We start from the raw sequence: 25,535 nt of genomic DNA on the forward strand, positions 1-25,535 counted from the left end.
AGGAGACCCATCATGGCTCTGCGACTGGCCGTCGTCACCGATATTCATCATGGTCCCGACACGCGTACCAAGTGCGGAAATGCGGCGCTTGGCCTCACACGCGACTTCGTCGAGGCAGTCAACGCCCTGCAGCCGGATGCCGTCGTCGAACTCGGCGACCGTATCTCGGATGTCGATCCCGAAACCGACCGCCGCCTGGCCAATGAAATTGCCGAGGTACTGACGGAGATTCGCTGCCCACGTTTCCATGTCAACGGTAATCACGATCTGGAGAACCTATCGGTTGCTGACAATGCCGAGATTCTCGGCCAGGCACTGGACCATCAAGTCGTCGCACTGGGCGAGTGGGACTTGGTGCTATGGCGTGCCGATCCGCGTCTACATTCGGGTGGGAAGAGACATCTGGCCCTGCCCGATGGGGATATCGAGTGGCTAGCCGAGACGTTGCAGCGAGCTCAACGGCCGCAGCTTGTCGTCAGCCATATCCCCATTGCACCAAACCCGCCGGTAGGAAACTACTATTTCGAACGCGCACCTCACCTGAGCGCCTACCCGGAGTCAGCCCAAGTGCGTGACATTATGGCCTGTGCCCAGGTACCCATCGTGCACCTCTCGGGTCACGTGCACTGGAATGCCGTCACTCAGGCGGGGGGTGTCTTCTATCTCGCCCAGCAGTCGCTTACTGAAAGCTTTACGACCCTGGGCAAGCCTGCTGGCGCCTGGGGGTGCCTTGAGCTTGGCGACAGCGTGAGCTGGCAGGTATATGGCGAAGACCCGTTGAGCGTGACGTTCACGCCACCTGCAAGTCGCTGGTTCAAGCCGCTACAGCCCGAATCCCATTGGTCTTCAGCGCAGGCGGTATCATGAAAGCCCCGCTACTTGACGTCTCGAACCTGCATGTCTGCTTCGGTGAACATAAAGCGGTAAAAGGGCTCGATTTCACCCTGCATCGCCATGAGACCCTGGCATTGGTCGGCGAGTCGGGGTCGGGGAAGTCGGCCACTGCTCTGGCGATCCTGCGGCTGATCGAGCATGAGGGCGGCAGCATTACCCAGGGACGCATCAGATTGTTCGGCGATGAGACACATGATCTCACTGCACTCACCGACAAGCAGATGCAAGCTATCCGCGGGCGACTGGTGTCCATGGTCTTCCAGGAGCCAATGACTGCGCTCAACCCGGTCATGACCATCGGCCAGCAGCTATTCGAGGCACTAGGAAAAGAACAAGCGATTACCCACAGGGCATTGCAGCGCCTTGCCATCGAGTCACTTGAGCGCGTAAAGGTGCCCCACGCCGCCCATCGGCTTCGCCAGTACCCCCATGAGCTCTCGGGCGGGCAGCGTCAACGCGTACTGATTGCCATGGCACTCGCCGCCAAGCCGAACTTACTGATCGCCGACGAGCCCTCCACCGCCCTGGACGTTACCACCCAAGCCGAGATTCTTGCGCTGCTGCGCCAGCTCCAGGAGGAGACCGGCATGAGTGTGCTTTTCATCACCCATGATATGGGCGTTGTGTCGGAGATAGCAGACCGTGTGGTGGTGCTCAAGGATGGCCACAAAATCGAGGAGGCCTCGGTTTCTGCGCTATTCGACACGCCGCGCGAGCCTTACACACGCCTGCTGATGGAAGCCGCGCCACGCCTTGGCGCCGGGTCGCCAGCCCCACCGAAAGCGTCAGCGCCGGTACTGGACGTTAGTGATTTGGTGACGATCTATCCGGGCCGACGTCCCCACCCTTTCGCGCCACGTCAAGAGGTGCGTGCCGTCGATGGCGTCAGCCTGCATATCGGCCACGCTGAGACCTTGGGCTTGGTAGGTGAGTCGGGGTGCGGAAAGTCCAGCTTGGCGCGCTCGATCCTGCGTCTTACGCCGATACATGCAGGTGCCATTCGACTCGATGGTCGCGATGTCTCGCTTCTGAAGGGGCGCCATCTGCTGCCGATGCGTCGGGCAGTGCAGATGATCTTCCAGGACCCTTTTGCTGCCCTCAATCCCCGCTTACCGGCCTGGAACCTGGTGACCGAACCCGCGCTGATCCATGGCCTGGTGAAAGAGCGCGAACGCCGAGACCTGGCAGTGACACTGCTGGAAGAGGTGGCGCTGGGTAGCGAACACCTCGAACGCTACCCGCATCAATTTTCAGGGGGGCAGCGCCAGCGTCTATGCATTGCCCGAGCACTCTCCGTCCGGCCACGGTTGATCATTGCCGATGAGCCGGTGTCAGCGCTGGATGTATCGATTGCCAAGCAGGTCACCGAGCTTCTGCAGGAGCTTCAGCAGCGCCTGGGGTTATCGCTGCTCTTCATCACACATGACGTGGCGGTCGTTGAACGAGTAAGCCACCGCCTCGCCGTGATGCTTGGCGGCCGTATCGTCGAGACTGGCTCAACGAGTCAAGTGCTGGCGTCCCCGCAACACGACTATACCCGGCAACTGATCGAGGCAGTTCCTCATGTTGAGCCTCGCCGACAGGCTCCTCGTAGCCCAATGCTCTCGGCCTTGTGACCAGCGCATCCTACTCTCGCTGCCCTGCCGGGAGCTTGGAGGTTGTTGCGGAAATGGCTAACGGCCATCGGAGAGCTGAGCCCTACGCATGCTGGCCTGGGTGTCCGGCGCCTTCATCAGGTCGATGAAGGCGCGCAGCGCCGCGGGCACGTGGCGATGCCCAGGATAGTAGAGCATCAAGCCGGGGTACGGCGGGCTCCATGCTTCCAACACCGCAACGAGCTGGCCCGTGGCGAGCCGGTCGCGGGCCGCAACCTCAGGAACGAAGGCGATACCCAGGCCATCGGCCGCCGCATCGACCATGAGGCCGATATCGTCGAGCGTCAGGGTGCCGGGCACATCGATGGCGACCTCCTGCCCTCGGCGTTCGAACTCCCAGCGGTATCGCTTGCCGCTGGGCAGCCGTTGGCGGATGCAGTGATGCTTGTGTAGATCGTCGGGCACCTTGGGCGTGCCGAAGCGGTGCAGGTAGTCCGGCGAGGCCACGGCGAGGAATCGCAAGTCATCGCCCAGCTTCACCGCAATCATGTCCTGGGGCACCGCCTCCCCCAGCCGGACCCCGGCATCGAACCCCTGCTCGACGATATCGACGAGCCGCCCTTCGCTGACGAGGTCGAGCTCTACCGCGGGGTATTGGCGCAGGTAGGCGGGAACGACATGGGCTAGCAGCAGCCGGACCGCCTCCTTGCCGGCATTGATGCGCAGCTGACCGCTGGGTTCGCCGCGGTCGTCGGCGAGCGTATCCAGCGTGGCATCCAGCTCCCTCAAGGTCGGCGTTATGCGCGCCAGAAACCGACTGCCGGCATCGGTCAGGGTGACACTCCGGGTGGTGCGGTGTAACAACCTGACGCCCAGCTGCTCTTCCAGATGTCTCATTCGGTGGCTCAATGCCGAGCGCGAGACACCGATGAGATCGGCCGCGCGGCGAAAGCTCCGCTCGGCGGCTACCACCGCAAAGGCATCGAGGTCGGCCAGTGTCGGCTTGGTCATTGGTGAATTCCTCTCACGATATCATCCCATACTAGACGACTTCTGCTTTCCAATCGGGAGTACCACCATGAACTGGCCAACCCACCCGTTAGGAAGGAACAGAACGATGAGCAAAACATGGTTGATTACCGGAGCCTCATCAGGTCTCGGCCGACTGATGACCGAACGGCTACTGGCACGCGGCGATCGCGTGGTCGCCACGCTGCGCCGGGAGGGCGTGCTCGACGCGCTGCAGCAGGCACATGGCGAACGCCTGTTGGTGCTGACACTCGACCTGACCGATGTACCACGGATCCGCGAGGTTACCCACCAAGCCTTCGAGCGTATGGGCAGGATCGATGTGGTGGTATCCAACGCCGGCTATGGCCTCTTCGGCGCCGCCGAAGAGCTCAGCGACGAGCAGATAGACCACCAGATCACCACCAATCTCACCGGCTCGATCCAATTGATCCGGGCGGTACTACCCCACCTGCGCGCCCAGGGCGGCGGGCGCATCGTACAGGTCTCCTCGGAAGGCGGCCAGAAAGCCTATCCCAACTTCTCGCTCTACCACGCCACCAAGTGGGGCATCGAGGGTTTCGTCGAATCGACGGCCCAAGACGTGGCGCCGCTCGGGATCGATTTCCTGATTGTCGAACCTGGCCCCACCGCGACCGACTTCGCCACCGGGCTTGTGCACGGAACGCCGATGGAGGCCTATGAGGCAACGCCGGCGGGCGACGTCAGGCGTGCCGTGGCGGATGGCAGCTTCGAGATAAAGGGTGATGCCGCCAGGACGGTAGACGCCATGATCGCCGCCGCCGACGAGCCGAATCCACCCTTGCGGCTGGCGCTAGGCAGCTCGGCGTATACCGGCATCAAGCAGGCGCTGGAAGAACGGCTCCAGGCGCTTGAGGCCCAACGTGCAGTGGCGTTTTCGGCTGACACCGATTGAATCCGGCGTCGCTGGAGCCAACGGACCGGCTGCCAGGCTCAACAGCGATGCTGGCACTAGCAGAGTCATGTTTGAGAGCCATCCTGGAGCCCCCCGAGTACGGCCCAGCCCCGCGCCGTCAGCGCGAGCTGGCGGTGGGGCCACTCCTGATGGGTGGCGCTGATGGCAAGCAGCGGCTCTGGTGCATCGATCAGCGGTTGCAGCAGCCACCAGAACATCAGGTCGCCTAGGTAGGGCAGCGGCTCGTACTCGCGCATCAGATAGGAGAACGCCCTGCCCACCGGCAGCGGGCCGTGGTCGCGTACGATCTCGAGCGTCAGTCGTTCCGTCAGGCCTAGGCCAGTGTCTGCGGCGGGCCGCTCCTGCAGGTGCCGGGCCAGCGCGCGGCCCATCATCGGTAGGGCCGGCGTGCCGGTGGCGACCAGTGCCTGTAGCGCTTCGGGGCTTTCGGCAGTGAGTGCCTGCCACGCCCGAGTGCCCAACTCGAGCAATGGCGTCTCAACGGGGCGGCGCTGCCGCCACAGCCAGGCGAGCAGATCCGGGGCGAGCTGGCCGATGCCGATAAAGCGTTCCACGCCGGGCACTGACTCCACCGCCACCAGCTCGATTCTGGCCTTCGGTGGGTCCGCATGCAGCCGGTGCAGCAGGTAGGCGAGGATCAACTGGTCGTAGCTATCGTGCTCGAACCACAGCACCAACCGCTCATAGCGCCTGAGTTGGTCCAATGCCTCGTAGCCTTTGCGCAGCCGGGCCAGTGCATCACGCTCAGCCATGCCGGAAACCTCCGCCAAAAAGCTGGCACGCAAGCGCATCAGCGCCTCGGGCGAAAGATCCTGCAGCGGGCCGATGCAGAACGGATCGGAAAACTCGAGGAAGTCACCCTCGAAGCCGGCGGTGCGCAGGGTGTGCTCGATATCCGAGCCGCAGCGAATGTGTAGCGTGGCCATGTCGCGGTCGCCGCATTCATTCAATAACCGCCGCGAGACGTCGAGCGATTCGATATGCGCCTTGAGCATCGGCCAGCTAGGGAAGCCGCATTCACGGGCAATGACAAACTGAGCATCCGCAAGCTTCAGCGGCGTTTCGCGCGGGGGGATATGCTGAAGCAAGCGTGCCAGGGCGGCAGGCTCGTCGGCACGTGCCGCCTTGAGCAGCTCCTTGGCACGCTTGCGCTGCTGTTCGAGATTGAAACGACCGTGTGACGTGGCATCACGCCGGGGGAGCGTGGACATACGATTCCCTCCATGCGCCTGTGTCCGCCGGACAGGCCGGGAGTCGTATGGAATCCGTGATGTGAAGCGATGGGCGCAGCCCTTTCCGCGGACGGGGACGCCTTGCGGCGCTGCCCTTAGCCTCTCCGAAAAACACAGGAGCGTCAATCCAGCCTGGTTTGAAAGGCCGCTATGGCTTATAGCGTGTCAGCGCGATACCGCAGGCGATCAGCCCGGAGGAAATGAACCGCCAAACGCCAAAGCCCTCCTTCAAGATAAAGGTGGAGATCAGCGCAGCCAGTAAGACGACCAGGGTGATTTCCAGGCTCATTCGTTAACTCTCTAGGAATTGGAGAGAGGCTTCGCGTCTATTGGCCCAACCTCTCTTCGGCGACGCCATTCATCGCGATTAAGCGTAGCGCAATATACATTTTCCAGCTTCTGCAGATAAAAGAGCATCAAAGTCCACCCGACACCAGCGGCAACCACACGTGCTCGTAGCCGATGGTGATCGCGACCCACACCAGTAGGGCCGCCATGGCGAGGCTGAAGCCCTTGAAGATAGTGGGGTTCTCGATGCGCTGCCCGACCACGGCGCCCACCAGCGCGTAACTACTGGGGGCACCGAAGGCCATCGCCGCCAGGCCAAGCGACCAGAGCACCAGACTCATGTCATGGATGCCGGCCGCGGGGAACTGGATGGTGGCAATCGGCAAGGTCACGATCATGGCCTTGGGATTACACAGCTGCATGATCAGGCCATCGCGAAAGCTCAGCACGCGAGAGGCCTGACGCACGGCACTCAGGTTGATGCTGGAGCGAGCCACCTTGATGGCCAGATAGAGGATATAGCCACAGCCCAGCGCCCCCACCAAGGCAAGCATATCGCCGCGTAGCCAGGCCGCGCCGGCCCAGCCGAACACCAGCAAGAGAATCAGCATGGCCAGCCCCACCCCGACGAAGAAACCGAGGGATGTTCTGACCTGGCCGTTGAGGCCCGCATTGAGGCCGAGCAGATTCACGGGCCCAGGCGTGTACATGACGCCCAGGGCATAGGCGACGATCTCGATCATTGGGTTAACTCCCGTTGGGGTAGCGCGTTACGACTCGCCGAGTGGCTTGCGCTCAGTGGGGCGCAGTGACACTGCGCTGGTACTGATGGGGTGTCTTGCCATAGATGCGCTTGAAGCGCCGGTTGAAGTGGCTTAGGTCGGTAAAGCCGTAGCGGAAGGCCACATCGTTGGGTGGTGCGCCTGCCGACAAGTCATTGCGCGCGGCATTGACCCGGCAGCTGAGCACGTACTGGTGCGGCGTAATGCCGAACTGCTGCCGGAACAGGCGCAGGAAGTGGTACTTCGAAAGATGGGCAGCCTGGCTGATGTCGTCCAGCGAGACGTCGTCTTCGAGATGCGCCAGGATGTACTCTTTGGCGCGGATAAGCAGCGCATCGGGCCGACTCACCTTGCCGTCTACCTGGAACGTGCCGCTACGCTGCACCAGGCGAGTGGCGATCCGATAAAGGGCGTGCTCCTGCTCGATGCACGTGCCCGCTTGCTGCGTGACCAGGTGGGAGAGGTCCAGGATGGAACGGCGCAGTACGGGATCCGAGATCAGCGTTTCCCTGCTCATGAATCGCCCGGCGTCTTCTCGCCCCACTGCCTCGGCAAACATTGATTCCATCTGACGAGGAGCCACATAAGCCATGACATAGCCCAGCATACTGTCGTCGCCCGGGTGTCCATCATGGACTTCCTCGGGATTGAGTAGAACGACATTGCCAGGCGTACTGCGGTGGAACTCCCCGTTGCTGAAGAAATCCTGCTGCCCGGCGAGGGTCACACCTAAAGCGTACTCCTCGTGGGCATGGCGGTCGTAGCTGAAATCGCTTAGCGCCGCCCGTAGCACCGTAAGCTCGGGAATATGCTGACTCTTGTAGTAGTCGAACTGGCTGGATTGTTTCGCCATGTCACACCTCCCTGACACCACTACGGCACAGCATAGGCCCGGCTCGGTCGCGTGGCTTGGACATTATTGCGGAAAGTGGTGGCTCTGCCTTCGAGAGGCTCCGCGTGTAAGGCGCAAGGAAGCCATGGCTAGATCTTTACTGCCGAGGAGTTCTATGCCTTGCAACAAAATAAAATGTAGATGACAGGAAAAACATCAGTGACGCAAGATAATCGTAGGTAGAATATTTATAAGAAGACCCAACTTCATTTATCGCCAAGCCAAATTTTTCATCGTCGAGAACAACAAAATCGAACACTCCAACAATCTCGAACAAAAGAAAGGCAACATAAGGCCAGAGCAACCCATGACTACGCAATGTTACGACCAGAAGAAAGGCCAGGAAAAGCATGCCGAAGGATATCTGCATCATCTCCTGGCTCATCACCTTGTCAGCCACTTCGGCGTGCGTCCGCCGGGTTACTTCACTTGAACCAGTCGCGCTCAAAGCGACCGTTCTTGAATTTATACATTGAGAGCCCATACTTCAGCTCATTTCCTGATGCATCTTTGATAATGCCCTTCTCTTTCCCCAGAGAATGAAAAAAAGCATCCAAGAGCAGAAGCGCGCCGTCGATGAACCACCAGAACAGCAGTCCTCCAAACGTTACCCCTTTTAGAATTCCCGTTTTCCACTTACCCAGGTAGAACCGATCAATGCCAAAAAAGCCGAGAAACATGGCGAGCGTCAGGGCGATGAGTCGGTTCTTTCGTTTTGGCTTGTTCATCCAACATCCTTGTCTAATAAAAACGAGAACGTCCGGCTGCTTTCACGCGCCAAGGGCGTTCTCAGGGTTGCTAACTGAGTGCTAAGGGGAGAGTGGACAGCCCTATTGCATCCATGCAAGGACATTAGTATATCAGCCTACATCACAGGTGTCATGAGTCCACTTTCCAGGAAAGACGAACTCTTAAGGACTACTTACCAAGCGTGGTAACCGCATATGCTGTTAGCCGATGGAGATAAAGCGACATAGGCGTCAATCGCAGCCCATGTGCTGGGCCCTCAGGCACGCTGGCGCCTGCCATTGAGTCTACGCCTCTTATCGATAGTCACAGGTGTGTTCGGCATGGCGGGCCCTGTCGAAATCGCGGAGGGCCAACCGACTAGTAGGGGTAAGCGACGGATCCTGTTACATCACCCGGAAGGAGCCCCATCATGTCGCACAAGATATTCATCAACCTGCCTGTTGCCGATCTGGAGACGTCCATGGCGTTCTATCAAGCACTCGGCTTTACCAACAACCCGCACTTCACCGACCAGACGGCGGCCTGCATGGAATTGAGCGAGTCGATAAAGATCATGCTGCTCACTCATGCCAAGTGGCGCGTCTTCACCGACCGGCCGATCCCGACGAGCGATGCCAGCGAGGTCATGCTGGCCGTCTCGTGCGAGAGCCGTACAGCAGTCGATGCCATATGCGAGGCTGCCGCCGCCAACGGCGGCATCGCGGATATTAACGCCGCGCAGGAGCATGGTTTCATGTATAGCCGCGCATTGGCAGACCCCGACGGCCATGTATGGGAGCCATTCTGGATGGACCCGGCAGCCATACCGTCGGACGCGGACTGATGTGGCAGTGCAGCTCGCCCTCAGGGCGAGCTGGCGGTGAGGCTAGAGCTGCGGTCAGGCCGATAGATCCTGCATGACGCGATAGAGGTCAGCCTTGCCCTCGAAGCCGATACCCGGAAGGTCGGGCATGGTCACGAAGCCGTTCTCCACGCGTACGCCATCGGGGAAGCCGCCGAAGGGCTGGAACAGGTCAGGGTAGGACTCGTTGCCGCCGAGGCCCAGGCCGGCGGCGATGTTGAGCGACATCTGGTGGCCGCCGTGGGGAATGCAGCGGCTCGCCGACCAGCCGTGCTCCTTGAGCATGTCGAGGGTGCGCAGGTACTCGACCAGGCCGTAGCTCAGCGCGCAGTCGAACTGCAGCCAGTCGCGATCGGGGCGCATGCCGCCGTAGCGGATCAGGTTGCGTGCGTCCTGCATCGAGAAAAGGTTCTCGCCGGTGGCCATGGGGTTGGTGTAGAAGCTGCGCAGGGTCGCCTGCAGCTCGAAGTCGAGCGGGTCGCCGGGCTCTTCGTACCAGAACAGGTCGTACTGCGAGAGCGCCTTGGCGTAGGCGATTGCGGTCTCCAGGTCGAAGCGGCCGTTGGCATCCACGCACAGCTTCTGGCCATCCTGCAGCACCTCCATGATGGCGTCGATGCGGCGCAGGTCCTCCTCCAGGGAGGCGCCACCGATCTTCTTCTTGACCACGTTATAGCCGCGATCGAGATAGCTGCGCATCTCATCCTGCAGCTTGCGATAATCCTGGCCGGGGTAGTAATAGCCGCCGGCCGCGTAGACGAAGACATCGCGGTTGGGCTGGCCGTCGCCATAGCGCTCGGCCAGCAGCTGGAACAGCGGTTTCTCCTCGATCTTGGCCACGGCGTCCCACACCGCCATGTCGATGGTGCCCATGGCAACCGAGCGCTCGCCGTGCCCGCCGGGCTTCTCGTTGATGAACATGGCGTCCCAGATCTTGTGCGGATCGAGATTGCGCCCGCTGGCGTCGAGCAGGTCATCCGGGTTCGCGTCCATCACCCGGGGGATGAAGCGCTCGCGCATCAGGGTACCCTGGCCGTAGCGCCCGTTGGAGTTGAAGCCGTAGCCCACCACCGGCTTGCCGTCGCGCACTACATCGGTGATAACGGCCACTAGGCTCAACGTCATCTTGCTGAAGTCGATGTAGGCATTACGGATGGAGGAGCTGATGGGCAGGGTCTTCTCGCGAATCTCGACGATCTTCATACTGGGTCTCCATGGGTAACGATGTCAGGCCATGATCGACTCATCCAGGGGCTGGCGGCCAATGCTCAATTTCACTGATGTCATGCACGGGACGAATCGGTAGTGAACCTCATTTGGCTCGAAGATTTTCTGGCCCTGGCGCCAACCGGCAACTTTTCCCGCGCGGCCGAGGAACGGCACAGCTCCCAGCCCGCGTTCAGCCGTCGCATTCGTGCGCTGGAGGCGTGGGTCGGTGCCGAACTGTTCGACCGCAGCACCCAGCCCGCCAGGCTGACGGACGTTGGTAAGTGGTTTCTCGGCGTGGCACAGGATCTACTGGCACGGGTCTCACGGGTACCGGGGGATGCCCAGCGAGTGGCCGAGGCCAGCTCGGTGACACTGCGCCTGGCCTCTACCCACGCACTCTCCTTCACCTTTCTGCCACGCTGGCTGCGCGGCCTGGAAGCCACGGCCGCGCTCGAGTCGGTACAGCTGATGTCGGATGTGCTGCAGCGCTGCGAGGCGCTGATGCGGGAGGGCAAGGCCCAGTTCGTGCTGAGCCATGCCCACGCGCAGGCGCCGGGGGCGCTGGATGCGGATGCCTACCTCGCCATTCAGGTCGGCGACGACGAGCTGATCCCCGTCTGTTCACCCAACGAGCAAGGCGAAGCCCGCCACCTACTGGGCACCGGAGCGGGCGTGCCGCTGTTGCACTACAGCGAGGAGTCGGGCCTGGGACGCATCATTCGCTCGGTATTCGACCGACGCCTGGCGGCTGCGAATACCGTCTTCACCGCCCATGCCGCCTCGGTGCTGCGTACCATGGCCCTCGATGGCCGCGGCGTCGCCTGGCTGCCGCACACCCTGGTGGTGGAGGACCTCGACGCCGGCAGCTTGGTTGCGGCCGGCGGCGAGGAGTGGAGCCTGCCCGTTGCCATCAAGCTCTACCGCGAGCGGGAGCTCAGCGGCAGGGCTGCGGAGGCGCTCTGGCAAGCCGTGACGATGCAGGAAGCCAGGGCGATAGATTGACTCCATTCGCTCAAGAAGAGCGCTGGCACGCTGGAAACCGAATGCAAATCGCACGCGAAATTAATATCAAGACACTGAATTTAAAGGAAAAATTGACCACTACCGTGTTTCCTTCTAGGATACCTTACCTATACATCGCACTAATAAAGGTAACCCCATGAAAGGCAAGCAGAACATTATCGACGCCTTGAACGGCCTGCTGGCGGCAGAGCTCGCCGCCATGGACCAGTATTTCATCCATTCCGAAATGTATGCCGACTGGGGCTTCACCAAGCTCTACGAGCGCATCGCCCATGAGTTCGACGATGAAAAAGGCCACGCCAAGCAGTTGATCGAGCGAATCCTGTTCCTCGAGGGCAAGCCCGACATGCACACCCGCACCCCGGTGCGTGTGGGTCAGGATGTGGAGGAGATGCTCGGCAACGACCTGCAGCTCGAGTACGAGGTGGGCGACGCCCTCAAGGACGCCATCGCGCTGTGCGAGAAAGAGAGTGACTTCCAGACCCGCAGCGTGCTGCTAGGGCTGCTGGCCGACACCGAAGAGGACCACGCCTACTGGCTGGAGCAGCAGCTTAGGCTGATCAAGATGCTGGGCAGAGAGAATTATCTCCAGGCACAGATGTAAGCCAGGGCGCCCGGCGGGCGCCCTCGCAACATATTGGCGAGCCCCAGGGCTCAGCCATCACCCCCTTGTGGGCGAATACGCATCCCGCCTACCCACCGCTCGCCGCTTGCATGGTCCAACCAGTGGCGCTACCCCTAGAGCACGGCCTGCCCCAATCCCGTGAGCGCAAGCTGGCGGTGCCGCCACTTTTCATGGGTATCGCCAACCTCGAGTAGCGGCCGCGGCTCGGCAATCAACGGCTGCAGCAACCACCAGAACATCAAGTCGCCCAGATAGGGCAATGGCTCGTACGCGCGCCCGCCTGCCGTGCGCCAAGGCCGCCTACCAGTGTGTAGGACGCGATTAATGCGCCCGTGCCAAGGACTAACAGAATCGCTCGGGGATTCTTGGTGAGGCCCGTTCGAGTATCAAGTGACAAGGACATCACACCGACCGTCAGGAAGAGCACCCCAAGCATTGGCAGAAAGCCCAGGAGCTCTCCCGCAAACACCGCGGCACCGAGAGTCACGAGCAAGGGTGCCGATCCGCGGGCGATGGGATAGACCTGGCCAAAATCACCATGCTGATAGGCCATGGGTAAAGTGATAGGCCATGTGTATCAAGATGGCCAAAGTGAGAAGTGGCCAACTAGCGGGATCCGGGAGCGGTACGAAGGGCAGCGCGAACACCGAGATGAGACTGCCGAATAGCGTGACCACCGCCAGACGGCAACCCTGTCGCCACCCACTCTGACGATCACACTCCAACTTGCATTGAACAGCGCAGCCAGTAAGACGACCAGGGTGATTTCCAGGCTCATTTATTAACCCTCTTGGGATAGCTCCGGCCGATGTCAGCCGCAACTACCAGTGCTCGTAGCCGATGATCAACGCTTTTAGGTTGCATAGTCACATGACAAGACCACTGCAAAAGCCTAGCACATACGACACGTTATGCACCTTGCCCAAGCCTATGGCGTAAACCTGGTGACAGAGGAAAGCTTGGAGCTTATTGGATACTATAACCTCGACAGTTGTCTTGACGTAGCGATCAGCAAATCCGAGAGGTTCTGCTCCACTTCCTCGGGCATGCTCCGCACCCGGGACATCGAGATGCTGACAGCCGCTCGCGGTCGGTTATGCCTATCAAGTACCGGTACCGCAATGGAGATGTCGGAGAGAAAATATTCCTCGACCGACAGTGCGTATCCCTGGCGCCGGAATCGAGCCAAGCGCTCCATAATCGAAGGCACTTCATACACGGTATTCGGTGTGTAGGCCTTGCGTTGTGTGCGTTCCAGAATCTCCACTGCCTCTTGCTCTGGCAGCTGAGACAACATCGCCAGCCCAGGCGCCGTACAGAATGCCGGAAGGCGCGATCCGATGGTGATGTCGGTATCGAGCATATTGCGGCTGAGCAAGCGTGAGAGATACACCACGTCTTGCCCGTCCAGAATCGTCAGGCTGACCGACCCTTCCGTTTCCTTGCTCAGGTTCAGCAGGTAGGGGCGTACCTTGTCGACCAGTGGGTGCGCATGGAGGTAGTGCGCGGCGATATCCAGCGTGCGCACGCTGGGCTCGATCAACTGCGTCTCCTCGTTGCGCTGCAGGTAGCCTAGCTGCGTCAGGGTGTGTACGAAGCGCTGCGCCGCGCTCCGGTCCATGTCACAGCGTTCCGCCAGCTGCTTGACGCTCATCGCCGGGTGCTCGGCATCGAAGACCTCGAGGATCCGAAACGCCTTCACCACGCTCTTGACCATCAAGCGGTCCACTTTTTCTTTTTCGCTCAAAACCTTACCCCTCCCTAGCCTGATCTTTTCGAAGTAAAAACCCTTCTTGTGTCGATTTTGGGTTTCACAATGCGCGCTATTCAACTACATTGATTAAATGTAGATCATCAGTGATCGCATTGCAATCACAAAGACACAAACAACCGAGAAGCCATCATGTCCGAACACATCCTCACCAACAAGCAAGGCCGTGTAGGCGTCATCACCCTGAACCGCCCCGAAGTGCTCAACGCTTGGCACAGCGAGATGCGTCAGCAGCTCATCGCCGCGCTCGAGGAGTTCTCCAACGACGATTCGCTCGGCGCCATCGTGCTAACCGGTGCCGGCGAACGAGCCTTCAGTGCCGGTCAGGATCTCAACGAGACCCGGTCCTTCGACGCCGAGCGAGCCAAACGCTGGGTGGGCGAGTGGGAGACGCTCTACGACAAGCTGCGCAGCAGCCCCAGGCCCATCATTGCCGCCCTGAACGGCGTCGCGGCTGGGTCGGCCTTCCAGGTAGCACTACTGTGTGATTTTCGCATCGCCCATGCCGACGTCCGCATGGGCCAGCCCGAAATCAACTCGGGGATCGCCAGCACGACAGGCCCTTGGATCATGCGCGAACATCTGGGACTCGCTCGTACCATCGACCTGACCCTGAGTGGCCGTCTGATGAATGCCGAAGAGTCACACGCCCTTGGCTTGATCAACCGCCTGGTTGCAGCCGACCAGGTTATGCCGGAAGCCTTGGCACTGGGCGAAGCGCTCGCCGACAAACCGCCCGTGGCAATGCGCCTGGATCGTCAGCGCTTCAAAGAAATCACCGAACCCGGCTTCCGTGACTGCCTCGAGGCGGGGGTTCGCATCCAGGGTGAGGCCTACGCCTCGGGTGAACCGGCACGCATGATGGAGCTCTTCCTCGAGCGCCGAAACGGTTGAATCGAGATCTGACGACTATGACTTTCAACCTCAACGATCCCAGTTTCATTCTCGGGCTGCGCGATATCGCCACGCGCGAGCCGGAACGCTTATTTGGGAATTTCGATCAACGCCCCCTGACGTTCGGCGAGCTCGACCGTCAGGCTGAGGCACTGGCCACTTATCTATGCCGTGAATTGGGCATGCGACCGGGTGAGCGTGCCGCGGTCATGATGAAGAATGGCCCCGAGGCTATCGCCATCCTATTCGCCCTGGCCAAGGCGGGTATCGTCTGGGTCCCGGTCAATGCTCGCCAGCGTGGCAATGGTTTGAAGTACATTCTGAAGCATTGCGACCCCACGGTTCTGTTCACCGATGACGACCTGTTGACGGTCATCGCCGCCAGTGGAGCGGTCTTCACGGGCAAGACGCTGGTGCTGGGAGGCTCAGAAGATACGATCTCCGAACATCTGGAGGGCCGGGAAAGGCTGGACGCACCGGCGCCGTCCATGTCGGAGCTGTATGCCTTGATGTACACCTCCGGTACAACGGGCAAGCCAAAGGGGGTGCGCGTCACGCATGCAATGATGGCGTATGCCCTGAAGAGCGTCGAACTACTCTGCTCGATCAAGCCAGGCGACATATTCTTCCAGTGGGAGCCCTTCTATCACATTGGTGGCGCCCAGATGCTGCTGTTGCCGCTGTTCTTCGATGTGCGTCTCAGCCTGACCGAGCGCTTCAGCGCCAGTCGTTTCTGGGAGCAAGTCCATGCTAGCGGTGCAACTCACATCCACTACCTGGGCGGCGTCCTGCAGATCCTCCTTAAGCAGCAACCCAGCAAACTGGAAACCGCGCACAACGTACGCATTGCCTGGGGTGGGGGCTGTCCGAGCGACATCTGGACGACCCTGCAGGATCGCTTCGGCTTCGAGATCCGCGAGTGCTACGGAATGACGGAAGCCTCGAGCTTGACCACCTTCAATGCCCAAGGAAAACCTGGATCGGTGGGCCGTCCCGTACCCTGGCTGGATGTTGCCATTGAGGACGACCAAGGTTGCCCCGTCGCCGCAGGCGAACCGGGGCAGGTGGTAGTCCGCGAAGCACAGCCCGGCGTGCTGTTCGATGGGTATTTCCGCAACGCCGAGGCCACGCAGAAGACACTGACGAACGGCGTACTGCATACCGGAGACCGCGGCTGGCTAGATGCGGATGGCTTTCTCTACTTCCTCGGGCGCATCACCGACAGCGTGCGCTGCCGGGGTGAGAACGTCTCAGCCTGGGAGGTGGAGTCGGTCACCCAGCAGCACCCCGATGTCGAGGAGTGCGCCATGATCGGTGTCGCCGCCGACATAGGCGAGCAAGAGATCAAGCTTTTCCTGAAACCGAAGGCTGGTCGCAGCATCGAGCCTCGTGAGCTTTACCATTGGCTTAAGGAACGCCTCGCCTCCTACCAGTGCCCACGCTATATCGCCGTGGTGAAGGAGTTCGAGCGAACACCCAGCCACCGCATCGTCAAGCACTGCCTTCCCAAGACCCTAGACGAAGCATGGGATAGCCAACAACTCAACATAACGTAAGACAGAGGCAACATGAATAATAACGACAAGACCAACAACTCAACCATCGCTGCAACAATTAGAAAAAAGGAGACCCATACAATGGTCAATCTACTGAAACAAAGTGTCGCCATTACGGCGGCTATCCTGGCAACAAACAGCATTGCCTATGCTGATGTATGGGACTTCCCCTCCCCCCAACCATCAGACAACTACATCACCGAGAATGTGAGCTGGTTCGCCGAGCAGGTTCGAGATGCCACCAATGGTGAGTTGGACATACGCGTTCACCCAAGCGGATCGCTGTTCCCTGGCGATCAGATCAAACGTGCCGTACAGCGTGACCAGGCACAGATTGGAGTTCATGTCCTTTCCGCCCATCAGAACGAGAGCGTCCTCTATGGGATCGACTCAGTGCCTTTTCTGGCGGACTCCTTCGAAGAGTCTGCACAGCTCTGGGAAGTAACCAAACCAGCACTGGATGAACTGATGGCCGAGCAGAACCTGCAACTGCTCTACCACATTCCCTGGCCTCCGCAAGGCGTCTTCTTCGATCGCGAGATCACATCAGCCGAGGATGCCGAGGGACTCAAGTTCCGGGCCTATAATACGGCAACGGCTCGCTTTGCCGAACTGATGGGCATGACGCCAACCCTGATCGAGGAGGCAGAGCTTTCCCAGGCGGCAGCCACCGGCATGGTGCAGTCGCTGATCTCCTCCGGCGACCCCGTCTACAATCACCAGCTATGGGATTACCTCCCCTACTTCTACGATGCCAAGGCATGGCTGGTCCTCAGTCACGTCTTCGTCAACAAGGAGCGCTGGGAAGCACTCGACGAAGAAACGCGGCAGGAGGTCATGGCCATTGCCGCAGAAGCCGAGCAGCGCGGCGAGGAACAGGCCAGGGAGCTTACCGATGAACTCAAGAACCGCCTGAGCGAAAAAGGCGTTGCAATCAACCAGCCCAACGAGGAACTCCAAGCAGAGTTCAAGCGTATCGGTGAAGCAATGCAAGCGGAGTGGCTAGAGAAGGCCGGCCCACAAGGCCAGCAGCTGGTCGAAGAATATCGCACCATGCAGTGACGGCAAGATTCACGTCCCCATTCCTCGGAATGGGGACACTGCTTAACTGGTTGAACTCGGGGTCACTCAATGAACACCTTCTCTTCTCGTGCAGCCAGATGCCTGGAAACGCTCTATCGCATCTTCGGATATCTAGCCGCGCTATGCATTTTCATTATGCTGGTAGTGATCGTCGCCCAGGTGGTGCTGCGCTGGAGCGGCACAACCCTGCCTGGTGCCACCAACTACGCCGGCTACCTGATGGGCGCCAGCACCTTCCTTGCTGCAGCCTACACCTTTCATGAAGGCGGACATATACGGGTTGGCCTCCTGGTGGAACGGCTCGGACGCTTTCGCCCCATCGGTGAGCTATGGTGCCTACTCATCGCCAGCGGAATTGCCGGTTTCATCACGTGGCACGCTTATGATGCAGCCTATTGGTCCTATCGGTTTGGCGACGTTTCATCCGGGCAGGATGCCACGGCGCTCTGGATACCACAGTCGCTTCTCGCGCTCGGCTCTACAACCTTCACGCTTTCGATCGTAGACCATTTCGTGCGCACCCTGGCAGCACTGTTTCGTTCTGCTCGTGCCAATCACCACGAAAGCCATCCCGTGAGGAGTCTCTGATGGATTTCACCGAACTGGCCATTGCGCTGCTGCTCATCCTCTTTCTGCTGCTGGGCTCCGGTGTCTGGGTGGCACTGTCCCTGGTCGGGGTAGCAATGGTGTGCATCGCCCTCTTCACTGGACGGCCCATCGGCGCGTCGATGTACAGCACGCTGTGGACATCGTCGACGAGCTGGACGCTCACGGCACTTCCTCTGTTCATCTGGATGGGGGAAATCCTCTATCGCACGCGGCTCTCCGAAAGTCTCTTCCGGGGGTTGAGCCCTTGGCTCAGCTGGCTGCCGGGGCGGCTGATGCACACCAACGTCATCGGCTGCACCTTGTTCGCCGCAGTCTCCGGCTCTTCGGCTGCCACGCTGACCACCGTGGGCAAGATGTCCATGCCTGAACTCAAGAAGCGCGGCTATTCCGATTTCATGAGCGTGGGCACCTTGGCCGGCGCCTCGACACTTGGCCTGATGATTCCTCCCTCGCTGACCATGATCGTCTATGGCGTGATCACCAATCAGTCCATACCCCAACTTTTTATCGCAGGGATACTCCCTGGGCTGATATTAGCCGCACTTTTCATGGGTTATGTCGTTGCCTGGGGCATACTGAAAAAGCCTAAAATCGACAAAGAGCCGGCCATGACAATGAAGCAACGCCTGTATGAATCGCGCCTACTGATTCCTGTTGCGTTGTTGATACTCACCGTAATTGGCTCGATGTACTCCGGCCTCGCAACCGCGACCGAAGCCGCCGCCCTCGGCGTCGTTGGTGCCCTACTGCTCGCCGCAATTCAGCGTAGCCTGACCTTCCCTTCGTTGGTGGAAAGCCTGTTGGGAGCAGCAAAGACATCCTGCATGATCGCCCTGATACTCGCAGGCGCCTCGTTTCTGACGCTGGCGATGGGGTTCACCGGGCTGCCACGCGGCCTTGCTGAATGGGTAGGCTCCTTCGACCTGTCCCCCATCATGCTGCTGATAGCGCTGATGTTCGTCTATATCGTGCTAGGCTGTTTTCTGGATGGCATCTCGGCGGTGGTACTCACCATGGCTGTCGTCACACCAATGCTCAATCAAGCGGGTATCGATCTTATCTGGTTCGGCATTTTCGTGCTTGTCATGGTGGAGATGGCGCAGATAACGCCCCCCGTAGGCTTTAACCTCTTCGTCATGAAAGGGCTGACCAATCATAGCCTTGGCTTTATTGCCAAAGCGGCGGCGCCACTCTTCCTGATCATGGCTTTCATGGCGCTATTGCTGATTGCCTTCCCAGGCTTGGTCACCTTCCTGCCAAGCTATATGAATGAGGCCAGGATGTGACCTCACTCATGGCTGTTAGCGTCACGCTACCCGCCACCCGACTCTGAACGGCAGGTATCACTAGCCGCCACTTGGCGCAGGGTGTCGACGAAGCGCGCCAGCGCCGGAGTCCAGGTGGCCGGCTGAGCGGCGGCGAAGTAGGTGTCGACCTGCGCAATGGGAGCTGGCAGTACCAGGCAGTGAATCCCGAAGCGGTGTTGATGGGCCTCCACCGTGGTCCTTGGCAGCACGGTGTAGCCCATGCCGGCAGCGACGCACCCGAGCATGGCGTCCAGCGAGCCAAGGTCGAAGATCCTCGCCGCGCTGACGCCGCAGTAAGCCAGCAGCAGCTCGATACGCTGGCGATAGCTGCAGCCCTGACGGAAAGCGAGAAAGGTCGCGGTCAACAACTCTTCGGTGCTGGGCATGGCCAGCATGGGGGTGGAGCTCACCAGCACCAGCTCTTCGCTGAATACCTTCTCGAGGTGGTAGTGAGGGTGATCGAGACGCCCCGCCACGAATACGCAGTCGACCAAGCCTTCCGTGAGCCGCTCGACCAGCGACGCCGTTGGGCCGGTCTGCAGCTGCAGATCGACCTCCGGATAGGCGCCATGGAAGGCGGCCAGGATGGGCGGCAGACGCAGCGCCGTGGTGGTTTCCATGGCGCCGATGCGTAGCCGGCTGCCGGCCACCTTGTCGCCCTTGAACAGCGATACCGCTTCATCGTGGGCGCTCAGCATGCGCTCGGCATACTCAGCCAGTGCCATCCCGGCCGTGGTCAGCCGGACGTGCCCGCTACGGTTCACCAGCTGCACGCCCAGTTCATCTTCGAGCTTCTTGATATGCGCCGTGACGTTGGACTGCACCGTATGCAGCCGCTGAGCGGTCGCAACGAAACTACCGGTTTCCGCCACGCCCATTAACAGGCGCAGAGACTTGAGCTGCATGCGGCACCTCCTGCCGACACCCCTTGATCACATAACAAGATAGCTTACATCACGACAAATCATTATCCATGAACATTCGCCGCCACGTACTCTTGGGGTACTGCCGCTGATTCAGGACCGCCCTGCATGGTCGATAAGCGAGATATTTCCGCCCTGCTCACGGGCATCATGGCCACCCTCGTCGGGATCGGCCTCGCTCGCTTTGCCTACACGCCGCTCCTGCCGGCGCTGGTCGAGGCGCAGTGGTTCAGCGCCAGCGCTGCGGCCTATCTCGGGGCAGCCAACCTGCTCGGCTACCTGATCGGCGCACTCTCCGGTCACGTCCTGTCCGAACGCTACCCACCGCGGGCGCTGCTCGGCGTCTGTTTTGCGGCCATCGCCCTGAGTTTTGTGCTGTGTGCATGGCCTGCCAGCTTCGCCTGGTTCTTCGTCTGGCGGCTGGTCTCAGGCATCGCCGGGGCGATCCTGATGGTGGTCGGCCCGTCCCTGGCACTGACGGCCACACCGACAGACCGGCGCGCCCATGTCGGTGGCCTGGTGTTTACCGGCATCGGCCTGGGGGTGCTGCTCTCGGCCTGGGTAGTGCCGCTGCTGCTCGAGACCAGCCTGATGGCGACCTGGATGGCCCTCGGTGTGCTAACCCTTGTCGCGGGGTTACTCGGTGACCGCGGCCTGGCGCGCCTGGCTATACCCGCGCCCGCTTCGCCCGAGCAAGCAGGCATGCGCCGGGCACACCCCGGGGTGGCCATCGCCGTGCTGCTGGTGATAGGCGCCTATGCCCTGGATGGCGCGGGTTTCGTGCCGCACACGGTGTTCTGGGTCGACTACCTGGCCAGGGAAAACGCCCTCGGCCACTCCCCCGCCGCCCTACAGTGGGGCCTATTCGGGGTCGGGGCGGTGTGCGGCCCGCTGCTGGCCGGCGCCGTTGCCCGGCGGCTAGGCTGGCACCTTGGGCTGGCCCTGGCGTTCCTGGCAAAGGCCGCCGCGATTGCCCTGCCGCTGCTGTCGCTGGATCTGCTCAGCCGCTCGGCCTCCTCCTTCGTGGTCGGTGCCATGATCCCCGGCATCGTGGCGCTGACTTCCGGCCGGCTCGCCGAGCTGGCCGGCCCGGCGGCTCACAAGCGACTCTGGGGGCGCGCCACCGCGGCGTTCGCCGCGGCACAGGCGGCTTCGGGTTACGGCATGTCCGCCCTCTACGATGGGTGGGGCAGCTATACGCCACTCTTCGCCATCGGCAGCGTAATGCTGGCCGGCGGCTTCGCTCTGGTACTCCTCAGCCGTGGCCTGCAGGCACGCCATGGCGCTCTTTCCACCCCACCCAGGAGACACTGATGGAACTCTTTCTCAACGCGACCTCACCCTATGCCCGCATGGTGCGTATCACAGTGATGGAGAAAGGCCTGGCCGAAGCGGTGACGCTGCGCTGGTGCGATCCCTGGGCCGACGATGCCGCGCTGCTGGAGGCCAACCCCACCGGGCGCATTCCGGCGCTGATAACGGCGGACGGCACCGCGCTGAGCGAGTCGCTACTGATCGCCTTCTACCTCGAGGCACAAGGCCCCGGAGAGCGGCTGATTCCGCCAGCACGCTCGAGCGAGGTGCTGCATCTTGTCGGCCTCGGCCAAGGGCTGATGGATGCCGCTTTCGCGACGGTGATCGCGCGCAAGCATCAGGGCAGCGAGGCCGACGACAGCGTGCTGGGGCAGCGCCGCCAGCGGGCCTTTCAGCGCATCCTGGACCAGTTGGAGCAGGAGCTCGACGAGGCCCAGGTGGCGTCGCCCATGACCTTGGCCGATATCGCCGTCGGCGTCGCGCTGGACTACCTGACGTTCCGGCTGCCCGAAGTGGCCTGGGCCGAGGGCCGTCCCAGGCTCGCGGCCTGGCACCGCCAGATCGTGCGTCGCGAGAGCTTCAGCCAGACGGCGTTTGGGTGACACCGGATAGCCTTTAAGGTAGCGCCTCCAGGCCACGCAGGGCCTCGCGCACGATGGCTTCGCGCTTGGGAATATCCTCCATCCGGTTGGGGGTATCGATGTTGAGGGCGAAGAACACCGGCCCGCTGGGCCACTCGACCCAGCCCGTCCACCAGCCGTACTCGCCGGACCAGCCGGTCTTGGCGCGCAGGATCCAGTCGCGACCGGCTTCACCGATCATCAGGTCCTTGACCAGCCGCTGGTCGGCCTCGTCGAACGGCAGCTCATTGCGATAGAGCTGCTGCAGGAAGCCGACCTGCTCCTCGGCGGAGATCTCCAGGTGGCCAGGGGCCAGCCAGAAGTTCTCGAGGTCGTCGCCTATCTCGGCGTTGCCATAGTCGATCGCCTCCAGGTAGCGGCGCTCACTCTCCTCGCCCAGCTCCCGGGCGAAATATTGGAAGAGCCACACCGTCGAGTTACGCATCCCCGAGCGCAGGTCCTGATCGGCATTCCATGCGGGGAATCCGCGCTCAATACCATCCCAGTCAAACACCTGGAACTCGTCGTCCACCACGCCGGCATCCAGCGCAAACAGGGTGTGGGGCACCTTGAAGGTGGAGGCGGGCACGAAGCGCTGGCGGGCACGCTCGGCGTCATGTACCCAGGTGACTTGGGCATCCCGGCGCTGATCCACCACCAGCAGGGTGCCTTCGGCATCATGTTCCTGAAACAGCACCGCCCAGTCGTCCCGTTCCTGCCAGGTGTCGGCCATCGCGCCTAGTGGGGCCAGGCCCAGCGCCAGGGCACCGGCCAGTAAAAATTTTAGGGTCATGGTTCCCTCTCGTTGTCGTGGTTTCGATCCAAGAGCAGGCAGTGCGCTGCCGAAAAGCAGATTAGTCGATCACGAAACGCGCCCACAAACTATGTTAACTTGCATCAGCCATAAACTGGATTTGGGCTATGACGAGACCTTACCTGCCGCTCAATGCCCTGCGCGCCTTCGAGGCTTCCGCCCGCCTGCGAAGCTTCACCCGCGCGGGTGACGAGCTGAACGTGACCCAGGCTGCCGTCAGCCATCAGGTCAAGCTACTGGAACAGCGGCTAGGCGTGGTGCTGTTCAAACGCCTACCGCGAGGCCTGATGATCACCGCCGAAGGCGAGGCGCTGCTGCCGGTACTGGGCGATGCCTTCGACCGCATGGCCGAGATGCTGGGGCGCCTGGAGGGCGGCCAGGTCAGGGAGATCATGATGGTTGGCGCAGTGGGTACCTTTGCGGTGGGCTGGCTGCTGCCGCGGCTGGCCGAGTTCCAGGCGCGCCACCCGCTTATCGACATCCGCCTCTCGACCCACAACAATCGGGTCGACATGGCCGCCGAGGGGTTGGATTTCGCCATTCGTTTCGGCGACGGCGCCTGGTATGGCTGCGAGGCCGAGCCGCTATTCGAGGCGCCGCTATCGCCCCTCTGCACACCGAGAGTCGCGGCAACGCTGAGCACCCCTGCGGACCTGATGCAGCATACGCTGCTGCGCTCCTACCGCGAGAACGAGTGGCCCAGCTGGTTTGCCGCCGCGGGCATCCCCCACCCACCACCGCTGGTGAGAGGCATCACCTTCGACTCCTCCCTGGCGATGATGGAGGCGGCCACCCAAGGCGCGGGTGTGGCACTGGCACCGCCGCGGATGTTCGAGCGCCAACTGGCAACGGGCAACATCGTTCAGCCATTTGCGACCACCACTTCACTGGGCCGCTACTGGCTGACACGTCAGATATCCCGCGCCCCCAGCGCGGCAATGGCGACCTTCCGAGACTGGCTTCAGGATGTCGTGCATCAGGCTTATGGTGAGGCGGCCTGATCTTCGCTCGCCGACTTTTCGTAATACCTAGCCCGCCAACACCTGCGCCAGCTCGTGCCGATAGGCGGCTGCGTGCTGGGCCGGGTCGGTGGGAAAACGGCCAAGCGCTACCGCCAGCTCGAAGAACCCCTGCCGCGGCAAATCGCCTCGGCGGCTGACCACCAGTGCCGCGATCAGCGGGCGACCGGCTGCCACGTCCTCGCGCATCAGGGCCTCCAGCGCCAGAGCAACACGCTGGATGGTACCCGGCGGCGTCAATCCCAGGGCCTCGGCGGCCTGCTGGTAGGTGATCGGCACGGCCTCGCTCGGCAGCTGGGTAAGCAGCTCGCGCAGGCGCGGCGCCAGCGTGGCTTCCTCGGTAGACATGATTGTCTCGGCTCCAGGTCACGACAGAGTGGTCACCGCCGCTTGTCTCACAGCGGCAGATGCAGGATAGCGCCGCGCAGGCCGCGCTCATCGGCCCATAGTTTGCCCAGGGTGATGGGCAGGCGGAAGCGGCGCTTGCCGGCGGCACCGGGGTTGAACAGCAGCCGGCCATCCTGCCACTGGTTGCGCGGTTTATGGGAGTGGCCATGGAGCACGGCGTCGCAGGGCGTGGCGGGGTCGAACGCCTCGAGGATATGCACCAGATGCAGGCGCCAGCCGTTGACGCTGAGGTCGCAGGTCATCGGCAAGGCCTCGGCCCAGGGTGCGGTGTCGATATTGCCGCGCACCGTGGCCAGCGGGGCGAGCTCCCGCAGTCGTTCGAGGATGGTGGCATCTTGCTCCCGGTTTCCCACGTCGCCGAGGTGCAGAATCACGCCGCAGTCATCGAGCATCGCAAGTGCCTCGGGGCGTAACAAGCCGTGGGTGTCGCTGATCACCCCGATGGGCCGTGCGCTGCTGATGGCCTGCATGGCCGCCTCCTTCATACCCTTCCGGTAGCCCCGCTACCTGTCCAGTGGTGCAATGCACAATATGTCGTTTTACTACAACGAGGCGTGCGTCTAATGGCGCTTTGTGCAGTGCATGATCCTGGCCCATAGTGAAATCACGGTTCAGGACAGGGTATCGCTACCTCGATCCACTGACCTGACCCCAGCTACCAACTGAGCGCCATGCCTTATTTGATCCAGGCGCCAGAGCGAAGGTCTTGGAACGCTTGTGACCCTGTCGCAGTTGCAGCATTGGGCGCTTACCCGGCCCGGCATGAGTAGCTAAGGCACCAGAACGCCATCGTCGATGGCAACCCCAAGACGGGATGCTCCCGGGGGATGATGACCTTACACGAGGATTTAACCATGAACTGCACCCAACTGACCCAGCAAGCCGACGCCATTGCCAACACCTTCAGCAAGCTGGACCTTGCCAAGCTGGTGGTTGCCCTGAAGGGCAACGGCGAGTCCCTGCAGCATGCCGTCGAGGTGCTCGACACCATCGACGCCTGCCAGGGCTACACCCTCGACCAGGCCTGGGATGAAGTCCGCACCGGCGAGGCCCCACTACTGGCAGCCAGCGACGACTGACACTCCCTTACCGAGTCTCTCTTAGCATCAGTCTGCCCCCT

28 protein-coding genes are annotated in these 25,535 nt (G+C 61.4%); 15 read left to right on the plus strand and 13 right to left on the minus strand.

Going from position 1 to position 25,535, the window contains the following annotated elements; genetic code table 11:
• Nucleotides 1-12: 12 nt before the first annotated feature.
• Nucleotides 13-867, plus strand: coding sequence for a metallophosphoesterase family protein (locus CK498_RS06935; RefSeq protein WP_095620101.1), 855 nt, complete (start codon nucleotides 13-15; stop codon nucleotides 865-867).
• Nucleotides 864-2,510: a dipeptide ABC transporter ATP-binding protein gene (locus tag CK498_RS06940; protein WP_095620102.1), complete on the plus strand. Its 1,647-nt coding sequence runs from the start codon at nucleotides 864-866 to the stop codon at nucleotides 2,508-2,510. The genes CK498_RS06935 and CK498_RS06940 overlap by 4 nt, the downstream gene beginning before the upstream one ends.
• Before the next feature lie 57 nt (nucleotides 2,511-2,567).
• Here CK498_RS06940 and CK498_RS06945 read toward each other — a convergent pair whose 3' ends face one another.
• Entirely contained in the window at nucleotides 2,568-3,500 is a 933-nt protein-coding gene (locus CK498_RS06945; RefSeq protein ID WP_095620103.1) for a LysR family transcriptional regulator, read from the minus strand.
• Between the two features lie 106 nt (nucleotides 3,501-3,606).
• Between CK498_RS06945 and CK498_RS06950 the strand changes: the two genes are divergently transcribed.
• On the plus strand, nucleotides 3,607-4,434 hold the full coding sequence (locus CK498_RS06950; protein ID WP_095620104.1) for an SDR family oxidoreductase: 828 nt from the start codon (nucleotides 3,607-3,609) through the stop codon (nucleotides 4,432-4,434).
• 65 nt (nucleotides 4,435-4,499) lie between these two features.
• Here the strand turns inward: CK498_RS06950 and CK498_RS06955 are convergent, their stop codons facing one another.
• The 6 genes from CK498_RS06955 to CK498_RS06975 form a co-directional block, all read right to left on the minus strand.
• Entirely contained in the window at nucleotides 4,500-5,666 is a 1,167-nt protein-coding gene (locus CK498_RS06955; RefSeq protein ID WP_095620105.1) for a DUF1835 domain-containing protein, read from the minus strand.
• 169 nt (nucleotides 5,667-5,835) lie between these two features.
• Nucleotides 5,836-5,976, minus strand: a complete 141-nt coding sequence (locus CK498_RS25700) for a hypothetical protein (protein WP_217987713.1) — start codon at nucleotides 5,974-5,976, stop codon at nucleotides 5,836-5,838.
• A gap of 127 nt (nucleotides 5,977-6,103) precedes the next feature.
• Nucleotides 6,104-6,718 (minus strand): LysE family translocator, encoded by a 615-nt coding sequence (locus CK498_RS06960; RefSeq protein ID WP_095620106.1) that lies wholly within the window; start codon nucleotides 6,716-6,718, stop codon nucleotides 6,104-6,106.
• A gap of 52 nt (nucleotides 6,719-6,770) precedes the next feature.
• Nucleotides 6,771-7,610 carry an AraC family transcriptional regulator gene (locus CK498_RS06965; protein ID WP_095620107.1) on the minus strand — a complete coding sequence of 280 codons (840 nt, stop codon included), beginning with the start codon at nucleotides 7,608-7,610 and terminating at the stop codon, nucleotides 6,771-6,773.
• Between the two features lie 136 nt (nucleotides 7,611-7,746).
• Nucleotides 7,747-8,097, minus strand: coding sequence for a hypothetical protein (locus tag CK498_RS06970; RefSeq protein ID WP_229358988.1), 351 nt, complete (start codon nucleotides 8,095-8,097; stop codon nucleotides 7,747-7,749).
• On the minus strand, nucleotides 8,075-8,377 hold the full coding sequence (locus CK498_RS06975; RefSeq protein ID WP_095620109.1) for a TM2 domain-containing protein: 303 nt from the start codon (nucleotides 8,375-8,377) through the stop codon (nucleotides 8,075-8,077). The genes CK498_RS06970 and CK498_RS06975 overlap by 23 nt, the downstream gene beginning before the upstream one ends.
• Before the next feature lie 431 nt (nucleotides 8,378-8,808).
• Between CK498_RS06975 and CK498_RS06980 the strand changes: the two genes are divergently transcribed.
• Entirely contained in the window at nucleotides 8,809-9,222 is a 414-nt protein-coding gene (locus CK498_RS06980; RefSeq protein WP_095620110.1) for a VOC family protein, read from the plus strand.
• A gap of 54 nt (nucleotides 9,223-9,276) precedes the next feature.
• Here CK498_RS06980 and CK498_RS06985 read toward each other — a convergent pair whose 3' ends face one another.
• Nucleotides 9,277-10,443, minus strand: coding sequence for a mandelate racemase/muconate lactonizing enzyme family protein (locus CK498_RS06985; protein ID WP_095620111.1), 1,167 nt, complete (start codon nucleotides 10,441-10,443; stop codon nucleotides 9,277-9,279).
• 102 nt (nucleotides 10,444-10,545) lie between these two features.
• Between CK498_RS06985 and CK498_RS06990 the strand changes: the two genes are divergently transcribed.
• Nucleotides 10,546-11,451, plus strand: a complete 906-nt coding sequence (locus tag CK498_RS06990) for a LysR substrate-binding domain-containing protein (protein ID WP_095620112.1) — start codon at nucleotides 10,546-10,548, stop codon at nucleotides 11,449-11,451.
• Nucleotides 11,452-11,608: 157 nt separating this feature from the next.
• The gene (gene bfr, locus CK498_RS06995; protein WP_095620113.1) at nucleotides 11,609-12,076 is read left to right on the plus strand and encodes a bacterioferritin; all 468 of its coding nucleotides are present in this window, start codon (nucleotides 11,609-11,611) and stop codon (nucleotides 12,074-12,076) included.
• A gap of 997 nt (nucleotides 12,077-13,073) precedes the next feature.
• Here the strand turns inward: bfr and CK498_RS07005 are convergent.
• Nucleotides 13,074-13,844: an IclR family transcriptional regulator gene (locus CK498_RS07005; RefSeq protein ID WP_095620115.1), complete on the minus strand. Its 771-nt coding sequence runs from the start codon at nucleotides 13,842-13,844 to the stop codon at nucleotides 13,074-13,076.
• A 156-nt stretch (nucleotides 13,845-14,000) separates the two neighbouring features.
• Here CK498_RS07005 and CK498_RS07010 point away from each other — a divergent pair, with 156 nt between their 5' ends.
• The 5 genes from CK498_RS07010 (at nucleotide 14,001) to CK498_RS07030 (ending at nucleotide 19,296) form a co-directional block, all read left to right on the plus strand.
• Nucleotides 14,001-14,762 (plus strand): enoyl-CoA hydratase/isomerase family protein, encoded by a 762-nt coding sequence (locus tag CK498_RS07010; RefSeq protein ID WP_095620116.1) that lies wholly within the window; start codon nucleotides 14,001-14,003, stop codon nucleotides 14,760-14,762.
• Between the two features lie 17 nt (nucleotides 14,763-14,779).
• A complete protein-coding gene (locus CK498_RS07015; RefSeq protein WP_095620117.1) occupies nucleotides 14,780-16,318 on the plus strand; it encodes a class I adenylate-forming enzyme family protein in 1,539 nt (512 codons plus the stop codon).
• A 12-nt stretch (nucleotides 16,319-16,330) separates the two neighbouring features.
• A complete protein-coding gene (locus tag CK498_RS07020) occupies nucleotides 16,331-17,380 on the plus strand; it encodes a TRAP transporter substrate-binding protein (RefSeq protein WP_095620118.1) in 1,050 nt (349 codons plus the stop codon).
• 69 nt (nucleotides 17,381-17,449) lie between these two features.
• Nucleotides 17,450-17,989, plus strand: a complete 540-nt coding sequence (locus tag CK498_RS07025) for a TRAP transporter small permease subunit (RefSeq protein WP_095620119.1) — start codon at nucleotides 17,450-17,452, stop codon at nucleotides 17,987-17,989.
• A complete protein-coding gene (locus tag CK498_RS07030) occupies nucleotides 17,989-19,296 on the plus strand; it encodes a TRAP transporter large permease (RefSeq protein ID WP_095620120.1) in 1,308 nt (435 codons plus the stop codon). The genes CK498_RS07025 and CK498_RS07030 overlap by 1 nt, the downstream gene beginning before the upstream one ends.
• 26 nt (nucleotides 19,297-19,322) lie before the next feature.
• On the opposite strand, the gene CK498_RS07035 is transcribed toward CK498_RS07030, so the two are convergent.
• On the minus strand, nucleotides 19,323-20,222 hold the full coding sequence (locus CK498_RS07035; protein ID WP_095620121.1) for a LysR substrate-binding domain-containing protein: 900 nt from the start codon (nucleotides 20,220-20,222) through the stop codon (nucleotides 19,323-19,325).
• A gap of 126 nt (nucleotides 20,223-20,348) precedes the next feature.
• Here CK498_RS07035 and CK498_RS07040 point away from each other — a divergent pair, with 126 nt between their 5' ends.
• Together CK498_RS07040 and CK498_RS07045 are read left to right on the plus strand one after the other, a co-directional pair.
• A complete protein-coding gene (locus CK498_RS07040; protein WP_095620122.1) occupies nucleotides 20,349-21,554 on the plus strand; it encodes a YbfB/YjiJ family MFS transporter in 1,206 nt (401 codons plus the stop codon).
• Nucleotides 21,554-22,156 (plus strand): glutathione S-transferase N-terminal domain-containing protein, encoded by a 603-nt coding sequence (locus tag CK498_RS07045; protein ID WP_095620123.1) that lies wholly within the window; start codon nucleotides 21,554-21,556, stop codon nucleotides 22,154-22,156. The genes CK498_RS07040 and CK498_RS07045 overlap by 1 nt, the downstream gene beginning before the upstream one ends.
• Before the next feature lie 13 nt (nucleotides 22,157-22,169).
• Here the strand turns inward: CK498_RS07045 and blaOXA are convergent, their stop codons facing one another.
• Nucleotides 22,170-22,907: a class D beta-lactamase gene (blaOXA, locus tag CK498_RS07050; protein ID WP_267873744.1), complete on the minus strand. Its 738-nt coding sequence runs from the start codon at nucleotides 22,905-22,907 to the stop codon at nucleotides 22,170-22,172.
• Between the two features lie 188 nt (nucleotides 22,908-23,095).
• Between blaOXA and CK498_RS07055 the strand changes: the two genes are divergently transcribed.
• Nucleotides 23,096-23,989, plus strand: a complete 894-nt coding sequence (locus tag CK498_RS07055; protein ID WP_095620125.1) for a LysR family transcriptional regulator — start codon at nucleotides 23,096-23,098, stop codon at nucleotides 23,987-23,989.
• A 27-nt stretch (nucleotides 23,990-24,016) separates the two neighbouring features.
• Here CK498_RS07055 and CK498_RS07060 read toward each other — a convergent pair whose 3' ends face one another.
• Together CK498_RS07060 and CK498_RS07065 are read right to left on the minus strand one after the other, a co-directional pair.
• Entirely contained in the window at nucleotides 24,017-24,355 is a 339-nt protein-coding gene (locus tag CK498_RS07060; RefSeq protein WP_095620126.1) for a hypothetical protein, read from the minus strand.
• A 47-nt stretch (nucleotides 24,356-24,402) separates the two neighbouring features.
• Nucleotides 24,403-24,885, minus strand: a complete 483-nt coding sequence (locus CK498_RS07065) for a metallophosphoesterase family protein (protein WP_095620127.1) — start codon at nucleotides 24,883-24,885, stop codon at nucleotides 24,403-24,405.
• Between the two features lie 384 nt (nucleotides 24,886-25,269).
• Here CK498_RS07065 and CK498_RS07070 point away from each other — a divergent pair, with 384 nt between their 5' ends.
• Nucleotides 25,270-25,494, plus strand: a complete 225-nt coding sequence (locus CK498_RS07070; protein WP_095620128.1) for a hypothetical protein — start codon at nucleotides 25,270-25,272, stop codon at nucleotides 25,492-25,494.
• Nucleotides 25,495-25,535: the final 41 nt, after the last annotated feature.

It is taken from the genome of Halomonas salipaludis (assembly GCF_002286975.1).
GTDB classification, from domain to species: domain Bacteria; phylum Pseudomonadota; class Gammaproteobacteria; order Pseudomonadales; family Halomonadaceae; genus Franzmannia; species Franzmannia salipaludis.

Excerpts from the sequence above, each read along its gene's own strand:
- CK498_RS06935 (WP_095620101.1), top strand. The coding sequence starts at position 13 with ATGGCTCTGCGACTGGCCGTCGTCACCGATATTCATCATGGTCCCGAC.
- CK498_RS06940 (WP_095620102.1), top strand. The coding sequence starts at position 864 with ATGAAAGCCCCGCTACTTGACGTCTCGAACCTGCATGTCTGCTTCGGT.
- CK498_RS06945 (WP_095620103.1), bottom strand. The coding sequence starts at position 3,500 with ATGACCAAGCCGACACTGGCCGACCTCGATGCCTTTGCGGTGGTAGCC.
- CK498_RS06950 (WP_095620104.1), top strand. The coding sequence starts at position 3,607 with ATGAGCAAAACATGGTTGATTACCGGAGCCTCATCAGGTCTCGGCCGA.
- CK498_RS06955 (WP_095620105.1), bottom strand. The coding sequence starts at position 5,666 with ATGTCCACGCTCCCCCGGCGTGATGCCACGTCACACGGTCGTTTCAAT.
- CK498_RS25700 (WP_217987713.1), bottom strand. The coding sequence starts at position 5,976 with ATGAGCCTGGAAATCACCCTGGTCGTCTTACTGGCTGCGCTGATCTCC.
- CK498_RS06960 (WP_095620106.1), bottom strand. The coding sequence starts at position 6,718 with ATGATCGAGATCGTCGCCTATGCCCTGGGCGTCATGTACACGCCTGGG.
- CK498_RS06965 (WP_095620107.1), bottom strand. The coding sequence starts at position 7,610 with ATGGCGAAACAATCCAGCCAGTTCGACTACTACAAGAGTCAGCATATT.
- CK498_RS06975 (WP_095620109.1), bottom strand. The coding sequence starts at position 8,377 with ATGAACAAGCCAAAACGAAAGAACCGACTCATCGCCCTGACGCTCGCC.
- CK498_RS06980 (WP_095620110.1), top strand. The coding sequence starts at position 8,809 with ATGTCGCACAAGATATTCATCAACCTGCCTGTTGCCGATCTGGAGACG.
- CK498_RS06985 (WP_095620111.1), bottom strand. The coding sequence starts at position 10,443 with ATGAAGATCGTCGAGATTCGCGAGAAGACCCTGCCCATCAGCTCCTCC.
- bfr (WP_095620113.1), top strand. The coding sequence starts at position 11,609 with ATGAAAGGCAAGCAGAACATTATCGACGCCTTGAACGGCCTGCTGGCG.
- CK498_RS07010 (WP_095620116.1), top strand. The coding sequence starts at position 14,001 with ATGTCCGAACACATCCTCACCAACAAGCAAGGCCGTGTAGGCGTCATC.
- CK498_RS07015 (WP_095620117.1), top strand. The coding sequence starts at position 14,780 with ATGACTTTCAACCTCAACGATCCCAGTTTCATTCTCGGGCTGCGCGAT.
- CK498_RS07020 (WP_095620118.1), top strand. The coding sequence starts at position 16,331 with ATGAATAATAACGACAAGACCAACAACTCAACCATCGCTGCAACAATT.
- CK498_RS07025 (WP_095620119.1), top strand. The coding sequence starts at position 17,450 with ATGAACACCTTCTCTTCTCGTGCAGCCAGATGCCTGGAAACGCTCTAT.
- CK498_RS07030 (WP_095620120.1), top strand. The coding sequence starts at position 17,989 with ATGGATTTCACCGAACTGGCCATTGCGCTGCTGCTCATCCTCTTTCTG.
- CK498_RS07035 (WP_095620121.1), bottom strand. The coding sequence starts at position 20,222 with ATGCAGCTCAAGTCTCTGCGCCTGTTAATGGGCGTGGCGGAAACCGGT.
- CK498_RS07040 (WP_095620122.1), top strand. The coding sequence starts at position 20,349 with ATGGTCGATAAGCGAGATATTTCCGCCCTGCTCACGGGCATCATGGCC.
- CK498_RS07045 (WP_095620123.1), top strand. The coding sequence starts at position 21,554 with ATGGAACTCTTTCTCAACGCGACCTCACCCTATGCCCGCATGGTGCGT.
- blaOXA (WP_267873744.1), bottom strand. The coding sequence starts at position 22,907 with ATGGCCGACACCTGGCAGGAACGGGACGACTGGGCGGTGCTGTTTCAG.
- CK498_RS07055 (WP_095620125.1), top strand. The coding sequence starts at position 23,096 with ATGACGAGACCTTACCTGCCGCTCAATGCCCTGCGCGCCTTCGAGGCT.
- CK498_RS07060 (WP_095620126.1), bottom strand. The coding sequence starts at position 24,355 with ATGTCTACCGAGGAAGCCACGCTGGCGCCGCGCCTGCGCGAGCTGCTT.
- CK498_RS07065 (WP_095620127.1), bottom strand. The coding sequence starts at position 24,885 with ATGCAGGCCATCAGCAGCGCACGGCCCATCGGGGTGATCAGCGACACC.
- CK498_RS07070 (WP_095620128.1), top strand. The coding sequence starts at position 25,270 with ATGAACTGCACCCAACTGACCCAGCAAGCCGACGCCATTGCCAACACC.